Annotated in this window: 17 protein-coding genes; 8 read left to right on the top strand and 9 right to left on the bottom strand. The window is 65.8% G+C overall.

The annotated features are described in order from the left end of the window. Entirely contained in the window at positions 1-1,233 is a 1,233-nt protein-coding gene (locus EDF57_RS21680) for a LysR family transcriptional regulator (RefSeq protein WP_134095789.1), read from the bottom strand. Positions 1,234-1,378: 145 nt separating this feature from the next. Between EDF57_RS21680 and EDF57_RS21675 the strand changes: the two genes are divergently transcribed. Continuing rightward, positions 1,379-2,518, top strand: coding sequence for an acyl-CoA dehydrogenase family protein (locus tag EDF57_RS21675; protein WP_132265440.1), 1,140 nt, complete (start codon positions 1,379-1,381; stop codon positions 2,516-2,518). Between the two features lie 42 nt (positions 2,519-2,560). On the opposite strand, the gene EDF57_RS21670 is transcribed toward EDF57_RS21675, so the two are convergent. Together EDF57_RS21670 and EDF57_RS21665 are read right to left on the bottom strand one after the other, a co-directional pair. After that, positions 2,561-3,424 carry a shikimate 5-dehydrogenase gene (locus tag EDF57_RS21670; protein WP_134095788.1) on the bottom strand — a complete coding sequence of 288 codons (864 nt, stop codon included), beginning with the start codon at positions 3,422-3,424 and terminating at the stop codon, positions 2,561-2,563. A gap of 5 nt (positions 3,425-3,429) precedes the next feature. Further along, complete coding sequence (locus tag EDF57_RS21665; protein ID WP_134095787.1) at positions 3,430-4,437, bottom strand: LacI family DNA-binding transcriptional regulator; 1,008 nt, start codon at positions 4,435-4,437, stop codon at positions 3,430-3,432. A gap of 177 nt (positions 4,438-4,614) precedes the next feature. Between EDF57_RS21665 and ptsP the strand changes: the two genes are divergently transcribed. The 4 genes from ptsP to EDF57_RS21645 are packed head-to-tail and all read left to right on the top strand — an operon-like array spanning position 4,615 to position 11,222. Continuing rightward, positions 4,615-7,137: a phosphoenolpyruvate--protein phosphotransferase gene (gene ptsP, locus EDF57_RS21660; RefSeq protein WP_134095786.1), complete on the top strand. Its 2,523-nt coding sequence runs from the start codon at positions 4,615-4,617 to the stop codon at positions 7,135-7,137. Then, a complete protein-coding gene (gene pfkB, locus EDF57_RS21655) occupies positions 7,137-8,117 on the top strand; it encodes a 1-phosphofructokinase (RefSeq protein ID WP_134095785.1) in 981 nt (326 codons plus the stop codon). Before ptsP ends, pfkB begins: the two co-directional genes overlap by 1 nt. Further along, on the top strand, positions 8,117-9,808 hold the full coding sequence (locus tag EDF57_RS21650) for a fructose-specific PTS transporter subunit EIIC (RefSeq protein WP_134095784.1): 1,692 nt from the start codon (positions 8,117-8,119) through the stop codon (positions 9,806-9,808). Before pfkB ends, EDF57_RS21650 begins: the two co-directional genes overlap by 1 nt. 52 nt (positions 9,809-9,860) lie before the next feature. Beyond that, entirely contained in the window at positions 9,861-11,222 is a 1,362-nt protein-coding gene (locus EDF57_RS21645) for a carbohydrate porin (RefSeq protein ID WP_134095783.1), read from the top strand. Positions 11,223-11,277: 55 nt separating this feature from the next. Here EDF57_RS21645 and EDF57_RS21640 read toward each other — a convergent pair whose 3' ends face one another. After that, the gene (locus EDF57_RS21640) at positions 11,278-12,468 is read right to left on the bottom strand and encodes a CoA transferase (RefSeq protein WP_243841205.1); all 1,191 of its coding nucleotides are present in this window, start codon (positions 12,466-12,468) and stop codon (positions 11,278-11,280) included. 81 nt (positions 12,469-12,549) lie between these two features. Next, on the bottom strand, positions 12,550-13,302 hold the full coding sequence (locus tag EDF57_RS21635; protein ID WP_134095781.1) for an FCD domain-containing protein: 753 nt from the start codon (positions 13,300-13,302) through the stop codon (positions 12,550-12,552). Positions 13,303-13,429: 127 nt separating this feature from the next. Between EDF57_RS21635 and EDF57_RS21630 the strand changes: the two genes are divergently transcribed. The 3 genes from EDF57_RS21630 to EDF57_RS21620 are packed head-to-tail and all read left to right on the top strand — an operon-like array spanning position 13,430 to position 16,804. Then, on the top strand, positions 13,430-14,188 hold the full coding sequence (locus EDF57_RS21630) for an electron transfer flavoprotein subunit beta/FixA family protein (protein ID WP_134095780.1): 759 nt from the start codon (positions 13,430-13,432) through the stop codon (positions 14,186-14,188). Continuing rightward, on the top strand, positions 14,188-15,117 hold the full coding sequence (locus EDF57_RS21625; RefSeq protein ID WP_134095779.1) for an electron transfer flavoprotein subunit alpha/FixB family protein: 930 nt from the start codon (positions 14,188-14,190) through the stop codon (positions 15,115-15,117). The genes EDF57_RS21630 and EDF57_RS21625 overlap by 1 nt, the downstream gene beginning before the upstream one ends. 37 nt (positions 15,118-15,154) lie before the next feature. After that, positions 15,155-16,804 carry an electron transfer flavoprotein-ubiquinone oxidoreductase gene (locus EDF57_RS21620; protein WP_132262166.1) on the top strand — a complete coding sequence of 550 codons (1,650 nt, stop codon included), beginning with the start codon at positions 15,155-15,157 and terminating at the stop codon, positions 16,802-16,804. Between the two features lie 110 nt (positions 16,805-16,914). Here EDF57_RS21620 and EDF57_RS21615 read toward each other — a convergent pair whose 3' ends face one another. From EDF57_RS21615 to EDF57_RS25625, 4 genes are all read right to left on the bottom strand, one after another. Continuing rightward, positions 16,915-18,498: a glycoside hydrolase 43 family protein gene (locus tag EDF57_RS21615; protein ID WP_166675360.1), complete on the bottom strand. Its 1,584-nt coding sequence runs from the start codon at positions 18,496-18,498 to the stop codon at positions 16,915-16,917. A 65-nt stretch (positions 18,499-18,563) separates the two neighbouring features. After that, positions 18,564-19,319: a FadR/GntR family transcriptional regulator gene (locus EDF57_RS21610; RefSeq protein ID WP_134095777.1), complete on the bottom strand. Its 756-nt coding sequence runs from the start codon at positions 19,317-19,319 to the stop codon at positions 18,564-18,566. Between the two features lie 53 nt (positions 19,320-19,372). Continuing rightward, positions 19,373-21,865, bottom strand: coding sequence for a glycoside hydrolase family 2 TIM barrel-domain containing protein (locus EDF57_RS21605; protein ID WP_134095776.1), 2,493 nt, complete (start codon positions 21,863-21,865; stop codon positions 19,373-19,375). Continuing rightward, positions 21,862-22,158, bottom strand: a complete 297-nt coding sequence (locus EDF57_RS25625) for a hypothetical protein (RefSeq protein WP_166675348.1) — start codon at positions 22,156-22,158, stop codon at positions 21,862-21,864. Before EDF57_RS25625 ends, EDF57_RS21605 begins: the two co-directional genes overlap by 4 nt. Positions 22,159-22,550: the final 392 nt, after the last annotated feature.

The following is a 22,550-nucleotide window of genomic DNA, read 5'->3' as shown; positions in this document are numbered from 1 at the left end:
TCAAACCCAGCCCGACGCGCGCAAGTCGGGCTGGGTGAAGTCCGAACGGATCTGCCCCGCGCTTTCCTTCAGCAGGTCGAGGAAACGCCGCTGGATCGCGGTGGGCCGCCAGCTCCGCCGCGTGGTGATGCCGACGACGCGGCGACTGTGTTCGAGCGGCGCGCCGATCTGGGTGAGAAGCCCGCTGCGTATCTGCAACGCAACCTGGTCGGGCGAGAGCAGCGTCAGGAAATCGCCGTCAGTCAGCAGGCGGCCGATGATCATCACCGACCCGCATTCGATGGGAGTGGGCGGCAGAGCGCGGCCTTCGAACAGCTCCTGCCACTGCTCGCGCAAGGGCGAGTTGGCCGGCGCGACGATCCAGGGAAATGCCGAAAGCTGCTCCATCGTCGGCCGCTCCACCCCCGCGAGCGGATGCTGGCTTCCGGCCGCGATCACGAGACGGTCCTCCACCAGCGGCATCTGGTAAAGGTCAGCGATCTCGTAAGGCCGCAGCGCGCCAACCACCATGTCGATCACGCCGTCGCGCAGCGGCTCCACCAATTCTCGCCAACTGCCTTCCAGCACCTTGAATGCGGCACGCGGTTCTTCTCGCGCAAGCCCCGCCATGGCGGCAGGCGCAAGATAGGGTCGCGCCAGAGGCAGCGCGCCGAACGCGATCAACTCGCTCCCGCTGCGGCTGTCGAGGCCCAGATCGGCAATGGCGGCAGCGATCTCGGCACTGGCGAGGCGCGCCCCGCGCGCCAGTTTCTTGCCCGCAGGATTGAGCCAGACCACCCGGCCCCGCCGTTCGAGCAGCTTGCCGCCGATCATGTGTTCCAGATCGCCGACCGCGCGGTGCACGGCCGTCTGCGACAGACCGGTGGACTGGGCGGCGGCGGAGAAACTTCCCGCCTCGGCCAGCGCCATGAAAGCGCGAAGCTGCGTCATCGTCATCAGCCGTTCGGGATGGGCGAAGACCGCCGAAAGCCCCTTCGCCGCCGTGGAGAGATGTTCGAGCGCCAGGGTCGCGCGCTCGATGACGATCTCCCCCATCGGGGTCATCACCATCCCGCCCGAACGCCGTTCGAACAGCGTGTAACCGAACTGCTGCTCCAGCTTGGCAAGGCCCTGCGTCAGCGCCGGTTGCGAAAGGCTGACCACATCGGCCGCGGCCGTGATGCTGCCATGCTCGCGGATCGCGAGAAGCGCGCGCAAATGCCGCAGGTTCAGGTCGAACGGATCGGTCGTCATGGACTCCAATGCTCTACGCCATGGGGACTTGCCCACCAAGCCCGTAAAAAATCGCGTGGACGGCCTATATATTGAATGGTACGACCATTAGGTCAATGACTCGTGACGGGCGATGGCCCGTCCAGGCGAAAAGGAGAGGCTTTCCGTGGATTTCGAACTTCCCGAAGACGTCCGGAATATCTGTGACGTCACCCGCGATATCGTCCGCGACCTGCTGCCGCTGGAACAGCAGTTCGTGGAGACCGGCGAAGTTCCGCCGATCGTGCGCCAGACGTTGGTGGAGAACGGCTACTTCGGCATGGCCCTGCCGGAAGAATACGGCGGCCTCGGCCTCGGCGCGCTGGCGCAGGCGGCGGTGCAGATCGAACTGGCCCACCTGCCGCCCCAGTTCTGGACCGAGCTGCGTCCGCTGATGGGCCCAGGCGCCAAGAACATCATCTACCACGCCAGCCAGGCGCAGCGCGAACAGCTCCTGCCCGGCATGGCCAGCGGCGAAATCGGCATCGCCTTCGCGCTGACCGAACCCAATTCCGGTTCCGATCCCGGTTCCATGCGCACGACCGCCGTTCGCAATGCCGACGGCTGGGTCATCAACGGCAGCAAGACCTTCATTTCCAACGGGAAGAAGGCCAAGTACGTGATCGTCTATGCCTATACCGACAAGTCGGCCGGCACGCGCGGCGGTATCTCCGCCTTCCTCATGCCGGCGGACACCCCCGGTTTCTCGGTGACCGGCACCATCGAGCTGATGGGCACGGCCACGCCGGGCGTGTTCGAACTGAGCTTCGACAATTGCCAGGTCTCCGCCGACGCCCTGCTCGGCGAAGAGGGACAGGGTTTCCGCTACGCGCTGGAAGGGCTTAACGAGGGCCGCATGAACGTCGGCGCGACGGCGGTGGGCATGGGCGAATTCGCGCTCCAGCTTGCCATCGAGGAATCCAAGCAGCGCCCCGCTTTCGGCGGCGTGATCTCGGACTTCCAGGCGATCCGCCACTACATCGCCACCATGGCGACCGACATGCGCGCGGCGCGGCTGATCCTGCTCGACGCTGCCTGGCGCTATGACCAGGGCGACAAGCGCCGCGAACTTGCCTCGATGGCGAAGCTCTTCGCGACGGAGGCGGGCAGCCGCACGGTCGATACGGCCGTCCAGATCTTCGGCGGCACCGGCTACTGCCGCGGCTTCGCGGTGGAGCGCCTCTATCGCGACATCCGCATCACCCGGATCTACGAGGGCTCCTCGGAAATCCAGCGCAACACGATCGCGAAGGAACTGCTTCGCTGACGATCGGGATGGAACTTCGGCACCGGTGACCCGGTCGCCGCATCAAACGGCGTCGCGCAGCCGCGCGGCGACGTTTGAGCCGTGAGCGAAAGTGGCTGCTTCGATCACCGCTTCGGCGTCCGGACGGATGCCGGTGTAGAGCACGAATTGCTCGACGGCCTGAAGCACGATCACTTCGGCCCCCGAGATAACGATTTTCCCTGCCGTGAGCGCCGCCTTGATAAACGGTGTTTCCGCCGGCTGCGCCACGACATCGAAGGCCACCTCGCAAGCCGCGATCTGCCCGGCGGTGAAGGCCAGTTCGCTTTCCTGAGCGCCTTCCATGCCGAGCGGGGTGACGTTGACCAACATCGCCGCGCCCTGTTCAGGCAGTTCGGGAAGCCAGCCAAACCCGTATTGCCGGGCGAGCGCCTGTCCTGCCTCGGCATTGCGCGCGACGATCGTGCCGTCCCGGAAGCCAAGATCGCGCAGCGCCGCGGCCACTGCCTTCGCCATGCCGCCGCTGCCGCGCAGCAGGAACGGCGTCGCCGGATCGATGCCGCGCCGGGACACGAGGTCGCGCACGGCGGTATAGTCGGTGTTGTAGCCGGTCAGCACCCCGCCGTCGTTGACGATGGTGTTCACGCTGTCGATGGCGCGAGCGGAATCCTCAAGGCCGTCAAGCAAGGGAATGACAGCTTCCTTGAACGGCATCGAGATCGCGCAGCCGCGAATGCCCAGAGCCCGGATACCGCCGATCGCGGTGGGAAGGTCGGTCGTGGTGAAAGACTTGTAGATATAGTCCAGCCCCAGCAGCCCGTAGAGCGTATTGTGCAGGCGCGAGCCGGCGTTGCCGGGGCGACCGGACAGCGACATGCACAGCTGCGTGTCGCGGCCGATCGATTGTTTTTCGCGGAAGGCAGTCATTGGGATCAGGCTCCGATGGTCTGGTCGGCGCAAGCGCGAGGGCCGCTCGATCCGCGCGTGATCAGGCGTCCGGCCAGCACGACCCTGCGTGCCGGGGCGTCGGGATGTTCCAGCCGGTCGAGCAGCATCGTCATCGCCGTGCGGCCGATTTCCTCGACCGGCTGCTCGATGACGCTGAGGCCGCCGCCGACGAACTCCATCCAGTCGTTGTTGTCGAAACCGGCAAGGGCAATGTCACCCGGAACGTCGAGTTGCAGGCCGCGCAAGGCACGCAGCACGCTGAGCAGCATGACGCCGTTGCTGGCAACGAGTGCGTCGGGGCGGATGGGACCCGCAAGCAGCTCCTTCACGGCGCGCTCCGCGGCACCGGCGTCGTGCGGCATCTCGAGAGTGGAGGCGTCCATCCCGAGTGCGCGCGCCGCCTGTTCGAAACCGGCACGCCGCTCGGATCCGGTGCTGCTGGCGCCGAACAGCCCGGCGACCCGGCGATGGCCCTGCGCGTGGAGGTGCGCGACAAGTTCGGCGGCCATGCTGCCATTGTCGAGCAGGACGCTGTCGAGCCCGGCGCTGGGCAGGTTGCGGTCGATCAGGACGACCGGATAGCCGGGCTCCAGCCGCTCGCCTTTTTCGATCCACTGGCGGCACGGGGCGAATATCACGCCGGTGACGCGTTCTTCATGCATGAGTTCGAGGTAGGCGGCTTCCCTGGCCGGGTCCTCGTCCGTGTTGCACAGGATCACGCGCATGCCGCGGGCCGTGGCAAGGCCTTCCACCGCGCGGGAAACGGCCGTGAAGAACGGATTGCGGATATCGGCCACGATCAGGCCGATCGTGTTCGTATGCTGCGAGCGCAGGCGCCGTGCGGCAAGGTTGGGCCGGTATCCGGTGGATTTGACCGCCGCCAGCACCCGTTCGTGCATGGCGGGATCGACGCTGCGGCCCGACAGCACCCGCGAGACGGTTGCGGGCGAGACTTCGGCAACCCTGGCCACGTCCTTGATTCCGATAGTCATCAGCGCATCGCCATTTGAGAAATCGTTCTCACATTTCAGGGCGTCTCGCCCTCTCCGGTGACGGACTATGCATCACTCGATCCAAGTCTCGCAAGCCTTCTCTTGACAAACGACCTGAGAAAACGTTTTCTATAGGAGGTACAGACCCGTCGTCAAAACGGTCAGGAGAGGCCTGAAATGCTCGCAAATGCGCCCGCCTCGAGGATCGAGGATCTCGTTCGAATCGATGCCAGCGCGGCCGACAAGGTCGATGCGATTCGCCAGGTCGGCCAGCTTCTGGTCGCTGCCGGCTGCGTCGCTCCGGGATACGAGGACAGCATGGTCCGCCGGGAGGGCCTGGCGAACACGTTCCTGGGCGCCGGTGTTGCGATCCCGCACGGCCTCGGCGAGGACAAGGGCCTCGTGCGCAAGGACGGCGTGGCGATCCTCCAGCTGCGCGACGCGGTGGAATGGAACCCCGGCCAGCGCGCCCATCTGGTGGTCGGCATCGCCGCCAATTCGGACAGCCACATTGCCATCCTGCGCCGGCTGACCCGCCTCATTCAGGACGAGCCGCGCCTTGCCGCGCTTGTCACCACTGACGATCCGGCTGCGTTTTCCCGCGCTCTCTGGGAAGACGGCGAGGCTGCCGCCTCCACCGAGCCGGTCGCCGACTATGCCGAAACCACCGAATGGACGGTCGATTACCCAACCGGCCTCCATGCCCGCCCCGCCTCGGCCTGGGTCGAAGCGGCGCGTGCCTCTGGCGTGCGCTTGCGCGTACGCCACGGCGGGGAGAGCGCCGATCCTCGCAGCCTCGTTTCCCTCCTCCAAATGGGGCTGCGTGCTGGTGATCGGGTGACTCTCTCCGCCGAAGGGGCAGGCGCGCGTGCGGCGCTGGACAGTTTCGCCGCAGCCGTCCGCCGCCTGACCGCGCGCGAGAAGGAAGACGCCGCGCGCGCCGCGGAAAAGGCCGCCGCGCCGATCCGGGGCTGGAAGCCGGAAGGCGAAGCCCAGATGATCGCGGGCGTGGCCGCCAGTCCGGGCCTCGCCATCGGCAGGGTCCATGTCCTCGCCGCGCAGGCGCTGGAGGTGCCCGACCGGCCGACCGACCTTGCCGGTGGTGGCACCCTGCTCAACGATGCGCTCACCCGTACCCGCGCGCAAATGAAGGTGCTGATCGACGATACCACCCGCCGGCTGGGCGCGGGGGATGCGGCAATCTTCAAGGCGCAAGCCGAACTGCTCGACGATACCGACCTCATCACGCTCACCTGCCAGCTGATGGTCGAGGGGCACGGCGTGGCATGGGCCTGGCACCAGGCGGTCGACCGTATCGCCGGGCAACTTTCCGCGCTGGGCAATCCGGTACTGGCCGCCCGCGCCGCCGACCTCCACGACATCGGCCGCCGCGTCTTGGCCGAGATCGACCCGGCGCTGGCGGCCGGATCGCTGACCGATCTGCCCGAGGAGCCCTGCGTCCTGGTCGCGGCGGACCTTTCACCTTCCGACACGGCCACGCTCGATACCGCGCGCGTGGCCGGGATCGCGACCGCGCTGGGCGGTCCGACGTCGCATAGCGCCATCCTGGCCCGCACGCTGGGCCTGCCTTCCGTGGTCGCCGGCGGCGCGGATCTGCTGAGCCTCGCCGCTGGAGCGACGGCCATCGTCGATGGCGACAGCGGCCGTGTCTGGCTCAACCCGTCCGCGGCCGACCTGGCCTCCGCGCGCGACTGGATCGCGGCGCTGGCCGAAAAGCGCGCCGCCGAAGAGGCGGAACGCAGCCAGCCCGCCCAAACGCGCGACGGTCACCGAGTGGAAATCGCCGCCAACGTCAACCGTCCCGATCAGGTCGCTTACGCGCTCTCGCAGGGCGGCGAAGGCGTGGGCCTGATGCGCACCGAGTTCCTGTTCCTCGAACGCAGGGACAGCCCGGGCGAGGAAGAGCAGGCCGCCATCTACCGCGCCATGGCCGAGGCACTGGATAATCGTCCGCTGATCGTGCGCGCACTCGATATCGGCGGGGACAAGCAAGTGCCGCATCTGGACCTGCCGCTTGAGGAAAACCCGTTCCTCGGCGTGCGCGGCGCGCGGCTGCTGCTGCGCCGCCCCGACTTGCTCGAACCGCAGCTTCGCGCGCTCTACCGCGCCGCGAAGGCAGGCGCGGATCTTTCCATCATGTTCCCGATGATAACCTCGGTCCACGAACTGATCGCCTTGCGCGCACGGTGCGAGGACATCCGGCTGGAACTCGATGCACCGACGGTTCCCGTCGGCATCATGATCGAGGTGCCCGCCGCCGCGATCCAGGCTCGCTCCTTGGCCGCCCATGCCGACTTCTTCTCGATCGGCACGAACGATCTCACGCAGTATGTCCTCGCCATCGACAGGCAGAACCCTGAACTGGCGGGCGATGCGGAGAGCCTGCACCCGGCCGTTCTGCGCATGATAGCGGCAACCGTGGAAGGCGCGCAGGCGCACGGTCGCTGGGTCGGTGTTTGCGGCGGCATTGCCGGCGATCCGTTCGGCGCGGCTCTGCTTGTGGGCCTGGGCGTCAGCGAATTGTCGATGACCCCGCGGGACATTCCAGGGGTGAAAGCCCGTATTCGCGGCGCGAGCTTCGATGGCCTGCGCGCGCTGGCCGCCAAGGCGCTCGACATGGAAAGCGCCGCCGAGATCCGCGCTCTGGACGGGTGCGATTTCAGCGGAAGGGAAGACTGATGCGCACATTCACGGTCACCTTCAACCCGGCCATCGACCAGACCGTCACGCTTGATCGCCTGGTCCCGGGCGACGTTCACCGCGCGCGCTCTGTGCGCCAGAACGCGGGCGGCAAAGGCGTGAACGTCGCCAGTTGCCTGGCCGACTGGGGCATGCCGGTCGCCGCCTTTGGCTTGCTGGGCCGCGACAACGCCGCTCCGTTCGACGCGCTGTTCGCGGCCAAGCCGATCGAGGACCGCTTCACCCGCATCGCCGGGGCCACCCGGGTCAACCTCAAGCTGGTCGACGTCGCGGGCACCACCGACATCAATCTCGACGGGATCGCGGTGGACGCGGGTCAGGCCGAGATGGCCGTGGCAAACCTCTGCCAGGCCGTGCGCGAAGGCGATCTGGTCGTTCTGGCCGGGAGCCTGCCACCGGGATGCGCGCCCGACACTTACGCCGCGGCGATCGCCCGCCTGCGCGTCGCCGGATGCCGCGTCGTGCTGGACACCAGCGGCCTGCCGCTCAAGTGCGCGCTCGCAGCCGACGTGCTTCCCGATGTCGTCAAGCCCAACCGTGAAGAACTGGCGCAACTCCTGGACCGTCCCCTGCCCGATCTGGCTACGCTTGCCGAAGCCGCCGCCGAGTTGCACGCGCGCGGGGTCTCGCTGGTCGCCGTCTCGATGGGAGAGGATGGCGCGCTGTTCCTGTCCGAAACGGGCGCGGTAACCGCCCGCCTCGCCGTCGGGCAGATCGCCAGCACCGTCGGCGCCGGAGACGCCATGGTTGCCGGCATCGTCGCCGCCCTGGGCGAGAACGCCGACCTCGAACGCACCGCCCGCCTCGCCACCGCTTTCGCGGTCGCCAAGCTGGGCATGGCGGGGCCGAACCTTCCGGACCTGCCGACAGTCCACGCGCTGGCCGAAGATGTCAGCATTACGCCCGTGATCTCGCGAAGCGGGGCGATAGAAAACAAGATCGAGGCCGGAGAGGAATGATGGGCAAGCTCTACGCAGTTATCGAAGCGGCCGATTCCGCCGTCCAAGGTGTGCTTGCCGGTGAGGCGCTGCGCAAGGCCGCGCGTGCCGGCGGCCGCGATATCGAGATCGAAGTCCGCACCGGGCAAGGCGTGCTCAATCCCTTGCCCGAGGATTTGCAGCCGGGCGACACGCTGCTGCTGGTCGCCGCCAATGACGATGCGGCGGCCTCGCTTCCCCTCGTCCCGCATCGCCGGGTGACGCTGGAAGCCGTGCTGGCCGATCCGGAAGCCGCACTTGGGCAGGCTCCCCAAGCGGCAGCGGATACGCCGCGCGTGGTGGCGATCACCTCATGCCCCACCGGCATCGCGCATACCTTCATGGCCGCCGAGGGACTTCAGGAAGGCGCGAAACAGCTCGGCTACCCGATCCGCGTGGAGACGCAGGGTTCGGTCGGTGCCGGTTCGCCGCTGACGCCCGAAGAAATCGCGGCAGCCGACGTCGTGATCATCGCCGCGGACCGTGAGGTGGACCGCGCGCGCTTCGCCGGCAAGCGGGTCTTTGCCTCCAGCACCAAGCCTGCCATCTCCGGCGGCAGGGCGCTGATCGAACGGGCGCTGACCGAAGCGAAAACGCAAGGCGGCAGCCTCTCGACCGAGGCAGGCACCGCCAGCACCGAACGCGCCGGTCCCTACAAGCACCTGATGACCGGCGTTTCCTTCATGCTGCCCTTCGTGGTCGCGGGCGGCCTGTTGATAGCCATGGCTTTCGCTCTGGGTGGCATCGATGCCAACAGCGCGGCGGCCGAGGGCACGCTGGCGAATGCGCTGTTCCGCATCGGCGCGCAGGGCGGCTTCGCGCTGATCGTGCCGGCGCTCGCGGGCTATATCGCCTATTCCATCGCCGACCGTCCGGGTATCGCGCCGGGCATGATCGGCGGCATGCTGGCCGCCAATCTCGGCGCGGGCTTCCTGGGCGGAATCGTCGCCGGTTTCATCGCCGGTTACGGCGTCGAGTGGCTCAACCGGCTGATAAAGCTCCCGAAGAACCTCGCGGGCCTGAAGCCGGTGCTGTTCCTGCCGCTGCTGGGCACGCTGCTGACCGGCTTGCTGATGATCTACGCGGTGGGCACGCCGGTTGCCGCCGCCCTCGCCTTCCTCACCGAGTGGCTGCGCTCCATGCAGGGATCGAGCGCGATCCTGCTGGGGGTAATCCTGGGCGCGATGTCTGCCTTCGACATGGGCGGGCCGGTCAACAAGGCGGGTTATGCCTTCTCGGTCGGCCTGATCGCCAGCCAGGTCTATACGCCGATGGCCGCGACGATGGCGGCGGGCATGGTGCCGCCGCTGGCCGTGGCCCTTGCCACCCGCCTGTTCCGCGACCGCTTCACCACCGAAGAGCGGGAAGCCGGAGGCGCCGCCGCCGTCCTGGGCCTCGCCTTCATCACCGAAGGCGCGATCCCCTTCGCGGCGCGCGATCCGTTCCGGGTGATCCCGGCGCTGATGGCGGGTTCCGCGATCACCGGAGCGATCTCGATGGCGGCGGGCGTCGAACTCAAGGTGCCGCATGGCGGCGTGTTCGTCCTGCCGATCCCCGGCGCGGTCACGCATCTGGCAGTCTACGGCCTGGCCATCGTGGCGGGGGTGCTGGTGAGCGGCGTCCTCGTCGGTCTGCTCAAGCCGCGCCCCGTACCGGCAGACGCTGCCGCCTGAACGACAGCGGCCCGGCACAAGATCGGGCCGCCTCAAGAGAGGATTTCATTCGATGCGGTTCGCACTGCTCAAGGGCGCCTGCTGCGCAGGCGTCGCCGCCCTTTCCTTGTCCGCTGCCACGGCGCAGGAGGTCACCTCCGAAGACCCGCCCGCCGAAGACCGGCCCGCCGAAACCGCGAAGCCCTGGCAGCCGCTCGCGGATGACGGGATCACCCTCGCGCTCAGCTATACCGGAGAGGCGGCCACGAACGTCAGCGGCGGCCTGCACCGCGATGCCGCTTTCGCGGGGCAGGTCTATGTCGGCGCGGATCTCGACATGGATCGCATCGCCGGCATCGGCGGCGGCACGCTCCACGCCGCGATCACCAACCGCCACGGAGAGAGTCTTTCCGCCCTGGCGCTGGGCAACAACACCTCGGTTCAGGAGATCTGGGGCACCCAGAACACGCACCTCGCTATCCTGACCTGGGAGCAGAAGCTGCTGAACGACCGCCTCATGATCGAGGCCGGCCGCAGCCAGGCGAACATCCATTTCCTGAACTCACCGATCTACTGCAATTTCCAGGGTAATTCAGGCTGCGGCAATCCGACGTTCGTCTTCAAGAACAGCAACTTCACCTATTTTCCGGCATCGAGCTGGATGATCCGCGCCGAGGCCGAAGTCGTGCCGCATGTGACCGTCCATGTCGGCGCCTACGAGGTCAATCCCGACCGCAAGCGCGCCAATGACCATGGCTTCAACTTCAGCACGAAGAACGCCACCGGCGTGATTGTGCCGTGGGAACTGGGCTATGCGCGCGAGGGCGAACGCGGGGGCGGTGGCTTGCGTCTTCCCGGCCACTACATTGTCGGCGGTTGGTTCGACCGCGGCGACTATGCCGATCCCCTGCGCGACGATCAGGGCGCCATCGCCATCCTCTCGGGGCGGGATCCAGCGGTACACAAGGGTCGCTCGGGCCTTTACTTCCGCTTCGACCAGCGCCTGACGCGCCCCGATCCCCATTCCGAGCGCGGCCTCAGCGTGTTCGGCGTGGCGATGGCCAACCTGTCGGGCCGGGTGGAAGAAAGCCGCTTCTTCGATATGGGCGCGGTGCAGACCGGCACTTTCGCCGGTCGCGATGCCGATACCATCGGCTTCATGATCAGCGACCAGCGTTTCAGCGACCTCGCCATGGAGCGCATGCGCGCAGCACGGCTCTCGGCCGGCGGGAACGGGAACATCCACCGGCACGAATACATGATGGAACTCGCTTATGGCGCCCAGCTTGGCCCGGCGATCCGGATTTCGCCGAACATTCAGTACATCCTCCACCCCGACCAGACCGGCGCCCCGTTCCGCACCCGCAACAACAAGGACGCGCTGATCCTCGGCTTCAAGTTCACGATCGACGCCCCGACGCTGCTATCGCACTAGCTCCTCACCCTGGGGCTTCAGAACGAGAGAAATACCCAGCGCCCTTCCAGCCCGCTCAGAGCAACTGGTTCGATCCGCGCAGGGCGGCCACCGTTTCCTCGCTCAGGCCGAGTTCCTCCTGCAAGACGGCTGCGCCGTGTTCTCCAAGTTCGGATACGAACGGGCGCACCTGCACCCGGCTTCCGCTCATGGTGAACGGCGGGTTCGGCACCAGATAGCTCCCGGCCGCATCATTGACGTGCGACATCGCCCCGCGCGCGGCAAGTTGCGGATCGGTCAGTACCTCGTCCATCTCGCGGTAGCGTCCGCAAGGCACGCCGTGCCGGGACAGGATCTCCTCCGCCTCCGCGGACGAACGCTGGCTGGTCCACTCCTCCACCAGGCAGAGCATGGTCGCCCAGTTCGCATTGCGATCGGCATTGGTGAGGAAACGGGGGTCTTCCCGCCATTCCGGATGGCCCACCGCTGCGGTGAGCTGCTCGAAGTTCTTCGGGCTGGTGGGCGCAACCATGACGAAGCCGTCCTGCGTCCTGAGCGGCGTATAGAGCGGCCGCCGCGGGCCGCCGGGGAACTGCGCCTCCTGCGTTTCGAACACCAGCATCCCCACCATCGCTTCCAGCATGGACAGATCGATGTACTGTCCCTTGCCGGTGCGCTCGCGCTGGTAAAGGGCGGTCTGGATCGCGCCGAAGGCGTGGGTACCGCCCAGCACATCGGCCACGAAAATGCCCGAAGTTGCGGGCCGGCTGGCATCGTCCTGGTAATGCAGGTTGACCATGTCGAAGCCGCTGGCGGCATGGATCACCGGGGCATAGGCGGGGAAGTGCGCCTTGGGACCTTGCTGGCCATAACCGGAGATCGAGCAATAGATCATGCGCGGATTGATGGCGGCAAGCGTCTCGTAATCGAGACCGAAGCGCTTCATCACGCCGGGACGGAAATTCTCGACCACGACGTCGTGGCTTGCCGCCAGCCTCTGGATGAGGTCACGCATTTCAGGCGACTTGAGGTTGCAGGCAAGGCTTCGCTTGCCCGCATTGAGATGGCCGAAATAGGCCGAATGACCATCGCGAACCGGCGGACGCGCGCGGACCTGATCGCCTTCCAGCGACTCGATCTTCAGCACGTCCGCGCCAAGGTCCGCCAGCATTCGCGTGGCGAAGGGCCCGGCCATGACCGATGTGAAGTCCAGCACTCGCACGCCTGCCAGTGCGTCTCCGGGCCCGCGTTCCGCCTGTTCGTCCACCCTCACCGCTCCCATAGGTCCATATATCTAATGGTCCTACCTATTACACCAATGGGAGTTGCGGTCAATGACCGCCCGAGATCAGGCCTTGCGCGCGCTTCCCGATCCGGCCTGCGCCTTGATGTTCTTGCGGACGTGGCGATAGACACGCTCCAGATGCTTGCGCATTTCCTCCGCGGCGGCCTCGGCGTCGCGGGCACGCAGGAAGCGGATCAGCTTGAAGCGGGAGTCGATCAGCGTTTCCTGCAAGGTCTCGTAACCCGGCCCCTGCACGAATTCGTGAAGGACGCCGGACAGGGAATCGACGAAGATCCCGAACATGCGGTTCCCGGTCGCGCGCGCAAGCACGTCGTAATAGGCCGCCGCGCATTCGTAACGCGCTTCCACCGAGGTCTCCGCGCGCGTACGTTCGGCGATCTGTTCGAGTTCGGCGAAATGCGCCTCGGTCCCCCGCTCGCAGGCCAGGCGCACGACGATGTCCTGGATTGCGATGCGCGCTTCGGTCAGTTCGTCGAGAGTGACGTCGCCGAGGTGGACATAGTCCTGCATGGCCTGGACGATCCGGTCCGGCTCGGCGGACTGGATCACCGCCCCGCCCTTCACGCCCTTCAGGTTGCGGATGATCCCCGCGACCTCCAGGCTGCGCAGCGCCTCGCGCAGGGCGCTGCGGCTGACCTGGAACTGCGCGGCAAGTTCTCGCTCGGCAGGCAGCTTGTCGCCCGCCTTCAGCGTACCGGCCGCGAGCTGGGCGCGGATCTGTTCGCAGATGACTTCGAACGCGCGCTGCGTCTTGATCGGCGCGAACGCGGGTTTTTCGGTATTTGCTGTGGCCACGGCTGTTCTCTCTTCGACGATGCCCCAAGGTATCCCGATCCCACCCGCTTGAGCAATGCCCCGACCACTGAGTTGACAGACAGATACAAAACTATAATGGTCCGACCATTCAAGATGGAGTGGAGAGATGAAGATCCTCGTGCCCGTAAAGCGGGTGATCGACTATAACGTGAAGCCCCGCGTGAAGGCGGATGGCACGGGTGTTGACCTGGCCAACGTCAAGATGAGCATGAACCCGTTCGACGAGATCGCGGTGGAAGAAGCCATCCGCATCAAGGAAGCGGGCAAGGCGGAAGAGATCGTCGCCGTCTCGGTCGGCCCGGCCAAGGCGCAGGACACGCTGCGCACCGCGCTCGCGATGGGCGCCGACCGCGCGATCCTGATCGAAACCGATGCCGAAGTGGAACCGCTCGCGGTCGCCAAGATCCTCAAGGCGATTGTCGCCGAAGAGAATCCCGGCCTCGTGATCCTGGGCAAGCAGGCGATCGACGATGATTCGAACCAGACCGGTCAGATGCTCGCCGCTTTGCTGGGCCGCCCGCAGGGCACTTTCGCCAGCAAGGTCGAGATTGGCGGCGATCTGGGGGGCGATCACGTTGCCGTGACCCGCGAAGTCGATGGCGGTCTGGAGACCGTGAAGCTGTCGCTCCCCGCGATCGTCACCACCGACTTGCGCCTCAACGAGCCGCGCTACGCTTCGCTGCCCAACATCATGAAGGCGAAGAAGAAGCAGCTCGATGTGAAGACCGCCGCCGACTACGGCGTCGACATAGCACCGCGCCTCAAGACCCTCAAGGTCTCGGAGCCGCCGGTGCGTGTCGCCGGCGTCAAGGTTGCCGATGTCGACGCGCTGGTTACGAAGCTCAAGGAACTGGGAGTCGCCTGATGAAGACGCTCGTTTGGGTCGAACACGACAACGCGTCGGTCAAGGACGCGACGCTCCACACCGTCACCGCTGCTGCCAAGCTGGGTGAAGTCCACCTGCTGGTCGCCGGTGCGAACTGCCGCGCCGCTGCCGAAGCCGCTGCGAAGATCGCCGGTGTCGCCAAGGTGCACCTGGCCGACAACGCCGCCTACGAACACGCGCTGGCCGAAAACGTCGCGCCGCTGATCGTGGACCTCATGGGCCACCACGACGCGTTCCTGGCGCCCGCCACCACTACCGGCAAGAACGTCGCCCCGCGCGTGGCCGCGCTGCTCGACGTGATGCAGCTGTCGGACATTCTCTCGGTCGAAGGCGAGAAGACCTTCACGCGCCCGATCTATGCCGGCAACGCCATCGCCACCGTCGAATCGAGCGACACCAAGCTGGTCATCACCGTACGCGGCACCGCCTTCGAGAAGGCCGCTGCCGAGGGTGGTTCGGCTGCCATCGAAGACGTTGCCGGTGCCGGTGACGCAGGGCTTTCGAGCTTCGTGGGTGCCGAACTCGCGAAGTCCGAGCGTCCGGAACTGACGAGCGCCAAGGTGATCGTCTCGGGCGGCCGCGCGCTGAAGGATTCGGAAACCTTCGAGCAGGTCATCATGCCGCTCGCCGACAAGCTCGGCGCTGCCGTCGGCGCATCGCGCGCCGCGGTCGATGCGGGCTACGTGCCGAACGACTACCAGGTCGGCCAGACCGGCAAGATCGTGGCGCCCGAAGTCTACATCGCCGTCGGCATCTCGGGCGCGATCCAGCACCTTGCGGGCATGAAGGACTCCAAGACCATCATCGCCATCAACAAGGACGAAGACGCCCCGATCTTCCAGGTAGCCGATGTCGGCCTGGTGGCAGACCTGTTTACCGCCGTGCCGGAACTCACCGGCAAACTGTAAGCCTTCTTTTCCGACCCTTCTTCGAGATGCAAAGACCATGATTGAACGCGAAGAGATGCCGTATGACGTCGTCATCGTCGGCGGTGGGCCTGCCGGCCTTGCCACGGCGATCCGGCTGAAGCAGGTCGATCCGGCGCTGTCGGTCTGCGTGCTGGAGAAGGGCTCGGAGATCGGCGCGCACATTCTTTCGGGCGCGACGATCGATCCCAGGGCGCTCGACGAACTGCTGCCCACCTGGCGCGAGGACGGCTGCCCGCTGGCGGAAACGCCGGTGACCGACAACTGGCACTGGCATCTCACGAAGAAGAAGAAGTTCGGTCTGCCGCACCTGGTCATGCCGCCGTTCATGTCGAACGAGGGCAATTACACCGGCTCGCTGGGCAATCTCTGCCGCTGGCTGGCCGAACAGGCCGAGGCGCTGGAGATCGAGATCTTCCCGGGCTTCCCGGCGGCCGAGATCCTTTATGACGAGAGCGGCGCCGTGATCGGCGTGCAGACCGGCGACATGGGCGTCGACCGCGAGGGCAATCCCAAGGCCGACTTCCAGCCGGGCATGAACCTGCTGGGCAAATATACCGTGTTCTGCGAAGGCGCGCGCGGCCACCTGACCAAGCGGCTCAAGGCCAGGTACGACCTGGAGGCGGATTGCCAGCCGCAGATCTACGGCATCGGCATCAAGGAACTCTGGGATATCCCGGCCGACAAGCACGTCCCCGGCCGGGTCATCCACACCCAGGGCTGGCCGATGAGCGAGACCGACAGCTGGGGCGGCGGCTTCCTTTACCACCAGGCGAACAACCAGGTGGCGCTCGGCTTCGTGACCGCGCTCGATTACAAGAACCCCTACGTCTACCCGTTCGAGGAATTCCAGCGCTGGAAGCAGCACCCGGATATCCGCGCGATCCTGGAAGGCGGCAAGCGCGTGGCTTACGGCGCGCGCGCGATCAATGAGGGCGGCTGGCAGTCGGTGCCGATGCTGGCCTTCCCGGGCGGCGTGCTGGCGGGTTGCTCGGCCGGTTTCGTCAACGTGCCGCGCATCAAGGGCACGCATACCGCGATGAAGAGCGGCATGCTGGCGGCCGAGGCGATGGCCGCGGCGATCAACGCGGGCCGCGCGCAGGACACGCTGGGCGAATATGACACCGCCGTGCGCGAAAGCTGGATCGCCAAGGAACTGAAGCTCGTCCAGAATGCCGAGCCGATGGTCGCCAAGTGGGGCGGGGAAATCGGCACGGTGCTGGCCGGCGCCGACATGTGGCTGCGCACGCTGTTCGGCTTCGGCCTTGCCAAGCCGATGAAGCATCACACCGACGCCTCGACGCTCCAGCGCGCCGATCTCTACCAGCCGATCGCCTATCCCAAGCCCGACGGCGTCATCAGCTTCGACCGCCTGACCAGCGTGTCCTACTCGTTCACCAATCACGAGGAAGACCAGCCGGTCCACCTGAAGCTCAAGGATGCCAGCATCCCGACCGCGATCAACCTGCCCCTCTATGCCGGGCCGGAAGCGCGCTATTGCCCGGCGGGCGTCTACGAATTCGTCGATCCGGACGGTGCGGGTGCCAAGCTCCAGATCAACGCGCAGAACTGCGTCCACTGCAAGACCTGCGACATCAAGGACCCCACCCAGAACATCGAATGGGTGACGCCGGAAGGCGGCGGCGGCCCGAACTATCCGAATATGTGATCGAGAGGTCTCTCGCGAAAAGGACGAGGCGTCGGGGGTTCCTCCGAGGCGCCCAAATCGGTGCTGGCAATCGTGAAAACAGCAGCTTGACCGCGACGAAGCAAGCGACATCACTGTCCGTGCATGTCTTGCCTCGCTCGGAACCAGTCGAAATCGGCGACACCGCCTTGCGCCAGAGTGTTGAACGAGAACAGTCCCGGGCGAGTGCCCTTCCACCAGCCATACCACGCGAGTTTAAGAGGTTCGCCAGCGACGGCAAAGCTTCGTCCATCGTCGAGACTGTAACGATAAGTGGCTATGCCGTCTTTGGTCACATTCGCCGCGAGCACCACGCTGCGAACCGAGCCAGAGACGTCGGCGATCGCTGATTCCTGGCCTGCTCGGGAAAGCACGATCCGATTGGCCCCTTCATCGCGCACCACACCAAGCCAGGACGGCTGCGCGTTGAACAGCGTCAGGCCTGCCCTTTGGCCATTGGCCATTCGCCCGATCTCCAGCCGGGTCACATAGCCTGGCGCCGGTCCTTGCATGACCTGCGTAAGGGTGTTTCGCGAGGTGACGATCTGGGACGCCGGAAGCGCCGTGAGGCTGAGGAAACCGGGTCGGGCACGCAGGCTCCATGCGCTATCGTCGGGGTTGTGATTCCACTGCCACTGGATGGAGAGCCGCCGCGCCCCGAATTGATCGGAACCTTGCAGGCGATCCGAACCTCCCGATTTCCGGGTATTCGGCATGGGCCAACGAGCGACGGGCAGACCGGCATCCTGTCCGGAAACCGGCGCTCCAATGATCGGCCAATCCTGCTGCCAGGTGAGCGGCTGCAAATGTACAATGCGGCCGAAGGCTCCCGTAAGGTTGAAGTGGAGGAACCAGCCGTTCCCGTCCGGTGTCTCCACCCAGCCACCCTGATGCGGTCCCTTGAGCTTCAGGTCGCCGCCGGGAAGCAGCACGTCGCGCCATTCATAAGGACCCTCGAGGCGGCGCGATCGACCGACAGCTTGCGGCCCGGTCCCCACCCCGCCGATGGGGGCGAAGATATAATACCAGCCATTGCGCTTGTAGAGCTTGGGGCCTTCAAGGACCGGAAGCCTCTTCTTGTCCTCGGCAATGAGCTGGCCCTCATCGAGAACGCCGGTGCCGTCGGCACGCATGCGGTGCAGAATGAGCGGACCTGCACCGACTTTGCTGTGAACGAGCCAAGTGGTCCCGTCCTCATCCCAGAAAGGGCAGGGGTCCTCAAAGCCGGGGCCGGAAATTACTGTGGTCGGGGCGCTCCAGGGACCTTCGGGCCGGCGCGCGGTGGCCATGAAGATGCCTTCATCCGGGGTAGCCCAATAGACGAAGAAGCGGCCGCCGTGCTCCCGGATCGACGGTGCCCAGGGGCCGCCACCGTACTTCGTGCCGGCCGTGTCCCGCGGATTGGCGTCCGTGATCTTGAACGCTCCCACCAGATTGTAGGCCGGAGTGTCAGGAAGCCGGGCAAGAACGTGCGAGACGAGGGTCCAGTGCACGAGATCGTGGGAGCGCAGCACCGGCAGACCCGGCGACATGTGGAAGCTGGACGCCACCAGATAATAGGCGTCCCCGCTGCGGATCACGTCGGGGTCGGAGTAGTCGGCGTAAAGGAGCGGGTTCTGGTAAGTGACGGGTGAATTTTCGGCGCCAACCTTCGCTCCGGCCGTTCCGAAGCCCATCAGCAAGCCGGCAGCCACGGCCGGCAGCAAAGCACGAACCGAAACGCGGAGAAGTGAGCGCATAGTCACAAAGCTTCCACCGCGTTTCTGGTGTCTTCGAGGGCCTGCTCGATCAAACGGTTCATGCTTTCCGAGGCGCGCCTGGAGTCCCGGGCCGCAATGGCCTCGCACACTTCGACGTGCTCGGGGATGGCATTGCGCGGCAATGTTCGCGCCTGCTGCTTGAACTGGGTCGTCCACCTGACGGCTGCTCCAACGCTGGCGGTCAGGACCATCAGCGCGCCGTTACCGGTGGCCTTCAGGATCGTCTGGTGAAAATCGCGGTCCGCGTGGCGACCTGGTTCGCTCGCCAGAGTATGGCCGCGCATCGCGTCGATCGATCGACGCAGAGCCTGTACATCTTCGCGCGAACGCCGCTGGGCGGCAAGACCGGCGGCCGCGGGCTCGATCAGCCCGCGAAGTTCGAAGATGTCGCGGATGAACCCGAAATCGGGCTTGCCGGTAAAGGCCCATTCCAGAACATCGGGATCGAGAACATTCCAGCATTCTCGCGGAAGAACGCGCGTACCCGCCTTGGGCCTGCTTTCGATGAGACCCTTGGCCGACAATACCCGCAAGGACTCGCGATAGGCGCTGCGCGACACGTCGAGTTCCTGCGCGAAAACGACCTCCCCGTAGAGTATGGAGCCGGGCGGATAGTGGCCGGACACGATGTCCCGGCCGATCTTCTGTACGACCGATCCATTGAGCCGGCGCCCGGAACTTCTGATATTCGCGCCGCCGGATATTGCCGCGTCAGCACTTCGTGCGATGGCATTCATGGCGTGGTTCTCTCTCCCTCACGGCCTTCCGACGTGTCCGGCTTTCGCCGGGCCTATTCGAAGGCGACCCTTGCATTGGCCGCGCGAAGCCCCGGCGAATGGGCTGTGATCCGGAGCGTTCCCTTGCCTCGGCCGCGCAGGATCGCGAGCGCCTTCCCCCTGAAGGTCCTGGTGTGGCTGGCTTTCAGCGAGCCCACGGCCTGCGGATTGGCGCTGCCAAAGGCGGCGAGTTCGCCGGAGCCTTCCAGCGCAAGGGTCACCGGCCGCATGTCGTCAGGCAGAACCCGTCCCTTGGCATCCACCACCTCGATCTTGAGATAGGCGAGCGCATCGCGGCCGCGGCGCTGGGACAGCGGCTCGGCCGACACCCGCAAGGATACTGCCTCGCCAACGGTTTCCAGGTGAGTGCGGCCAATGACCTTGCCGTTTTTCCAGGCGACGGCCTCGAGTGTGCCGGCCGCGTAGGGCACGGGCAGTTCCGCCGTCATCTTGTCGCCGGCTGCCAGCGCTTTCTCACCGACCGTCTGACCGTTGAGGATCACCTGGACTTTGTCGCCGGCCGTATAGACGCGCACCTTGAGGGGTTTGCCTTTGTGGTCGTTCCAGTTCCAGCTCGCCAGCTCGTCCGGCCAGCCCCAGTTGGCGGTCCAGGGGAAGGTTCCATCAGGCGCAGGGCGCTGCACCGTCATGGTGACAGGAGCCAGGCCCCATGCAACATCGCGCGCCAGCGAAGAGGCTTTCTGGCATCCGATGAGGTCGAGATCGCCGCACCAGGCGTTCACCCAGGGCCACGCCGCGAAGTAATAAGGCAGGCTGCCATTCTTCAGGAATGCCGTCGCGCCGATCCCCGCCTCGCCGATGTAGTCCATCGCCGTCCACAGGAACTCGCCGAGGAAATAGGGCGCGCGGTCCATCAGCGCAGCGTAGTCGAAGACCTCGCGCGCGAAAGTCTCGGAGCCGTAGACGACCCGCTCGGGGTGGCTGAAATGCTCGCGTTCGATGTCCTCGAGCCGGTAGTTGTACCCCGGCACGTCGAGGAACATCGTGGAGGCGTTATCGACCTTTCCGGCAAATCCCGGACGCGCGGTATCGACTCCGGCGATCATCTCCTGCCCCAGGACACCGTTGAGCCCGGCGGTCACCGGCCGGGTCGGATCCAGCGTCTTCACCGCATTGGCGAGCTTCCATTCCCATTCGACGCCTTCGTCGCTGGCACGAAAGGGGATTTCGTTACCGATGCTCCACATGATGACCGAGGCGCTGTTCCGGGCAGGCAGAACCATGCCCCGGATCACCTCTTCCCAGTGCTCCCGGAAATGAACCGAGAAGTCCTGGGGCTCCTTGTGCTCGTGCCAGGCGTCGAAGGCCTCCTCGATCATCAGCATGCCCAGACGATCGCAAGTTTCCCTGAGGCTGCGCGAGGCGGGATTGTGTGAACTGCGGATGGCATTGAAACCGCGCTGCTTGAGCAGGCGGATCCGCCGCTCGTCGGCATCGCGAAACGCGCAGGCGCCCAGCAGCCCGTTGTCATGATGGACGCAGCCGCCCCGCAGCTTGATAACCTCGCCGTTGATCGCCATCCCGCGAGCGGGATCGAAAGTCACGATACGGACACCGAAGGGCTGCTCCAGCCTGTCGACGACCTTGTCACCGCGGCGCAGCTCGGTTTCGAGCCGATAAAGGTTCGGATGATCGGGCGACCAAAGCCGGGGGCCCTGCACCGTGAGCGTCTGGCGTACTTCGCTTCCCGCAGCCACACGACCTTGCGCGGCAGTGCGACCTTCGGCATCGATGAGGCGGGTGACGATTTCGTAGCCCGCCGCCTCGCCTTCGAGCGATGTCGTCAGATCGACCTCGGCCCGTCCGTCTGCGAACCGGCGAGTCCAGGCCGCAACGCCCCATCGCGCGATCCGGCACAGTTTAGGCAGCACATCCAGCGTCACCTGCCGATAGATGCCCGACCCCGCGTACCAGCGGGTATTGCGCCCTTCGTTGCGAACCCGAACCGCTACGACATTGTCGCCCTTGCGGTCGAGATAGGGCGTGAGATCGATGGCGAACGGGATATAGCCATTCACGTTGCTGGAGACCGGATGGCCGTTCAGGAAGACGTCGCTTTCGAGATAGATCCCATCGAACGTCAGTTCGATGCGCGCATCGGGAGCATAGCCGGCAACGCTGAAGCGCTTGCGATACCAACCCTCACCGCCAACGGTGAAGCCGGTCGCGCCTTTGCCAACGGCTGTCTTGTCGAACGGGCCGATCTGGGCCGGCTCGGCGCCGCCAGACACATCCTCGACACTCCAGTCATGCGGCAGGTCAACGACGCGCCATGTACTGTCATCGAGGCCGGCCTGTTCGAAACCATCCCCGCCACCGCGATGGAATTTCCAGCCATCGTCGAACGGAATATCCCGCAGCGGCCAGCTTGCTCGCTGCGGCAAGACTGGTGGTTTTGCCGCAGCCACGCCGACCATGGGAAAGACGGCACCGGCTCCTGCGACCATGAGCGCCTGGCGCCGATTGGTGTCAAATTCGAAGCTCACATGACTTCTCCCAGCCTGGCCAGTTCGGCATCGATCCGTGCCAGAGGCTCCCGCTGCACAACCCCGAAGACGAGCAGCGATTCGAGCGAGAAGTTGCCAAGGTGCGGCTTGATCATCTCATTGCCGATGCGCCGATCCATTCCTGGTATCTGTTTGTTAACGATCGCCCAGGCCGCCGGGATCGACTGCAGGATAGCGATCGGCGTCTCTCGCGAACTGAGTATCCGGGGAAGCCTGCGCGGTGGATCGTAGGCCTTCGCAGGCGGATAAAGTGGCGCGTCCAAATTGGTCATCCTCTCATGGAATTGTCTTGAGACGGCAGTGCGAGCGCCGGTTCGACGAGCGGTGGCCGCAGCGCATGGCGCTGTTCAACCAGTCCTGCGCGCCATGTGCGCTGATCCATCGGTCCTCTCCTGCTTTCTCGGTCGCCGCGATCATCGCCCCCCCGATGGGCTCGGGCTTATTTTGTGCCTTGTCTAAATAGCAACGGTGTGTTGTTTTAAGTGGCAAGGACGGCATGTCAAGCCAGCTCCGGGACGGGAAGAGGACGATGGAACCATCGGATTTGCCGCAGCCATTGCGAAGATCGATCGCGCCCGGTCCCAAGCTGAGGCGGGCATCCGGAGCGAGGACCTTCGCCTTTGACCGCGGTCCTGCGTGAGCGCTTGCTGCGAGCAAGAAAACA

Source organism: Novosphingobium sp. PhB55, assembly GCF_004368805.1.
GTDB lineage: Bacteria > Pseudomonadota > Alphaproteobacteria > Sphingomonadales > Sphingomonadaceae > Novosphingobium.
This window is presented reverse-complemented; position numbering and strand designations above follow the sequence as displayed.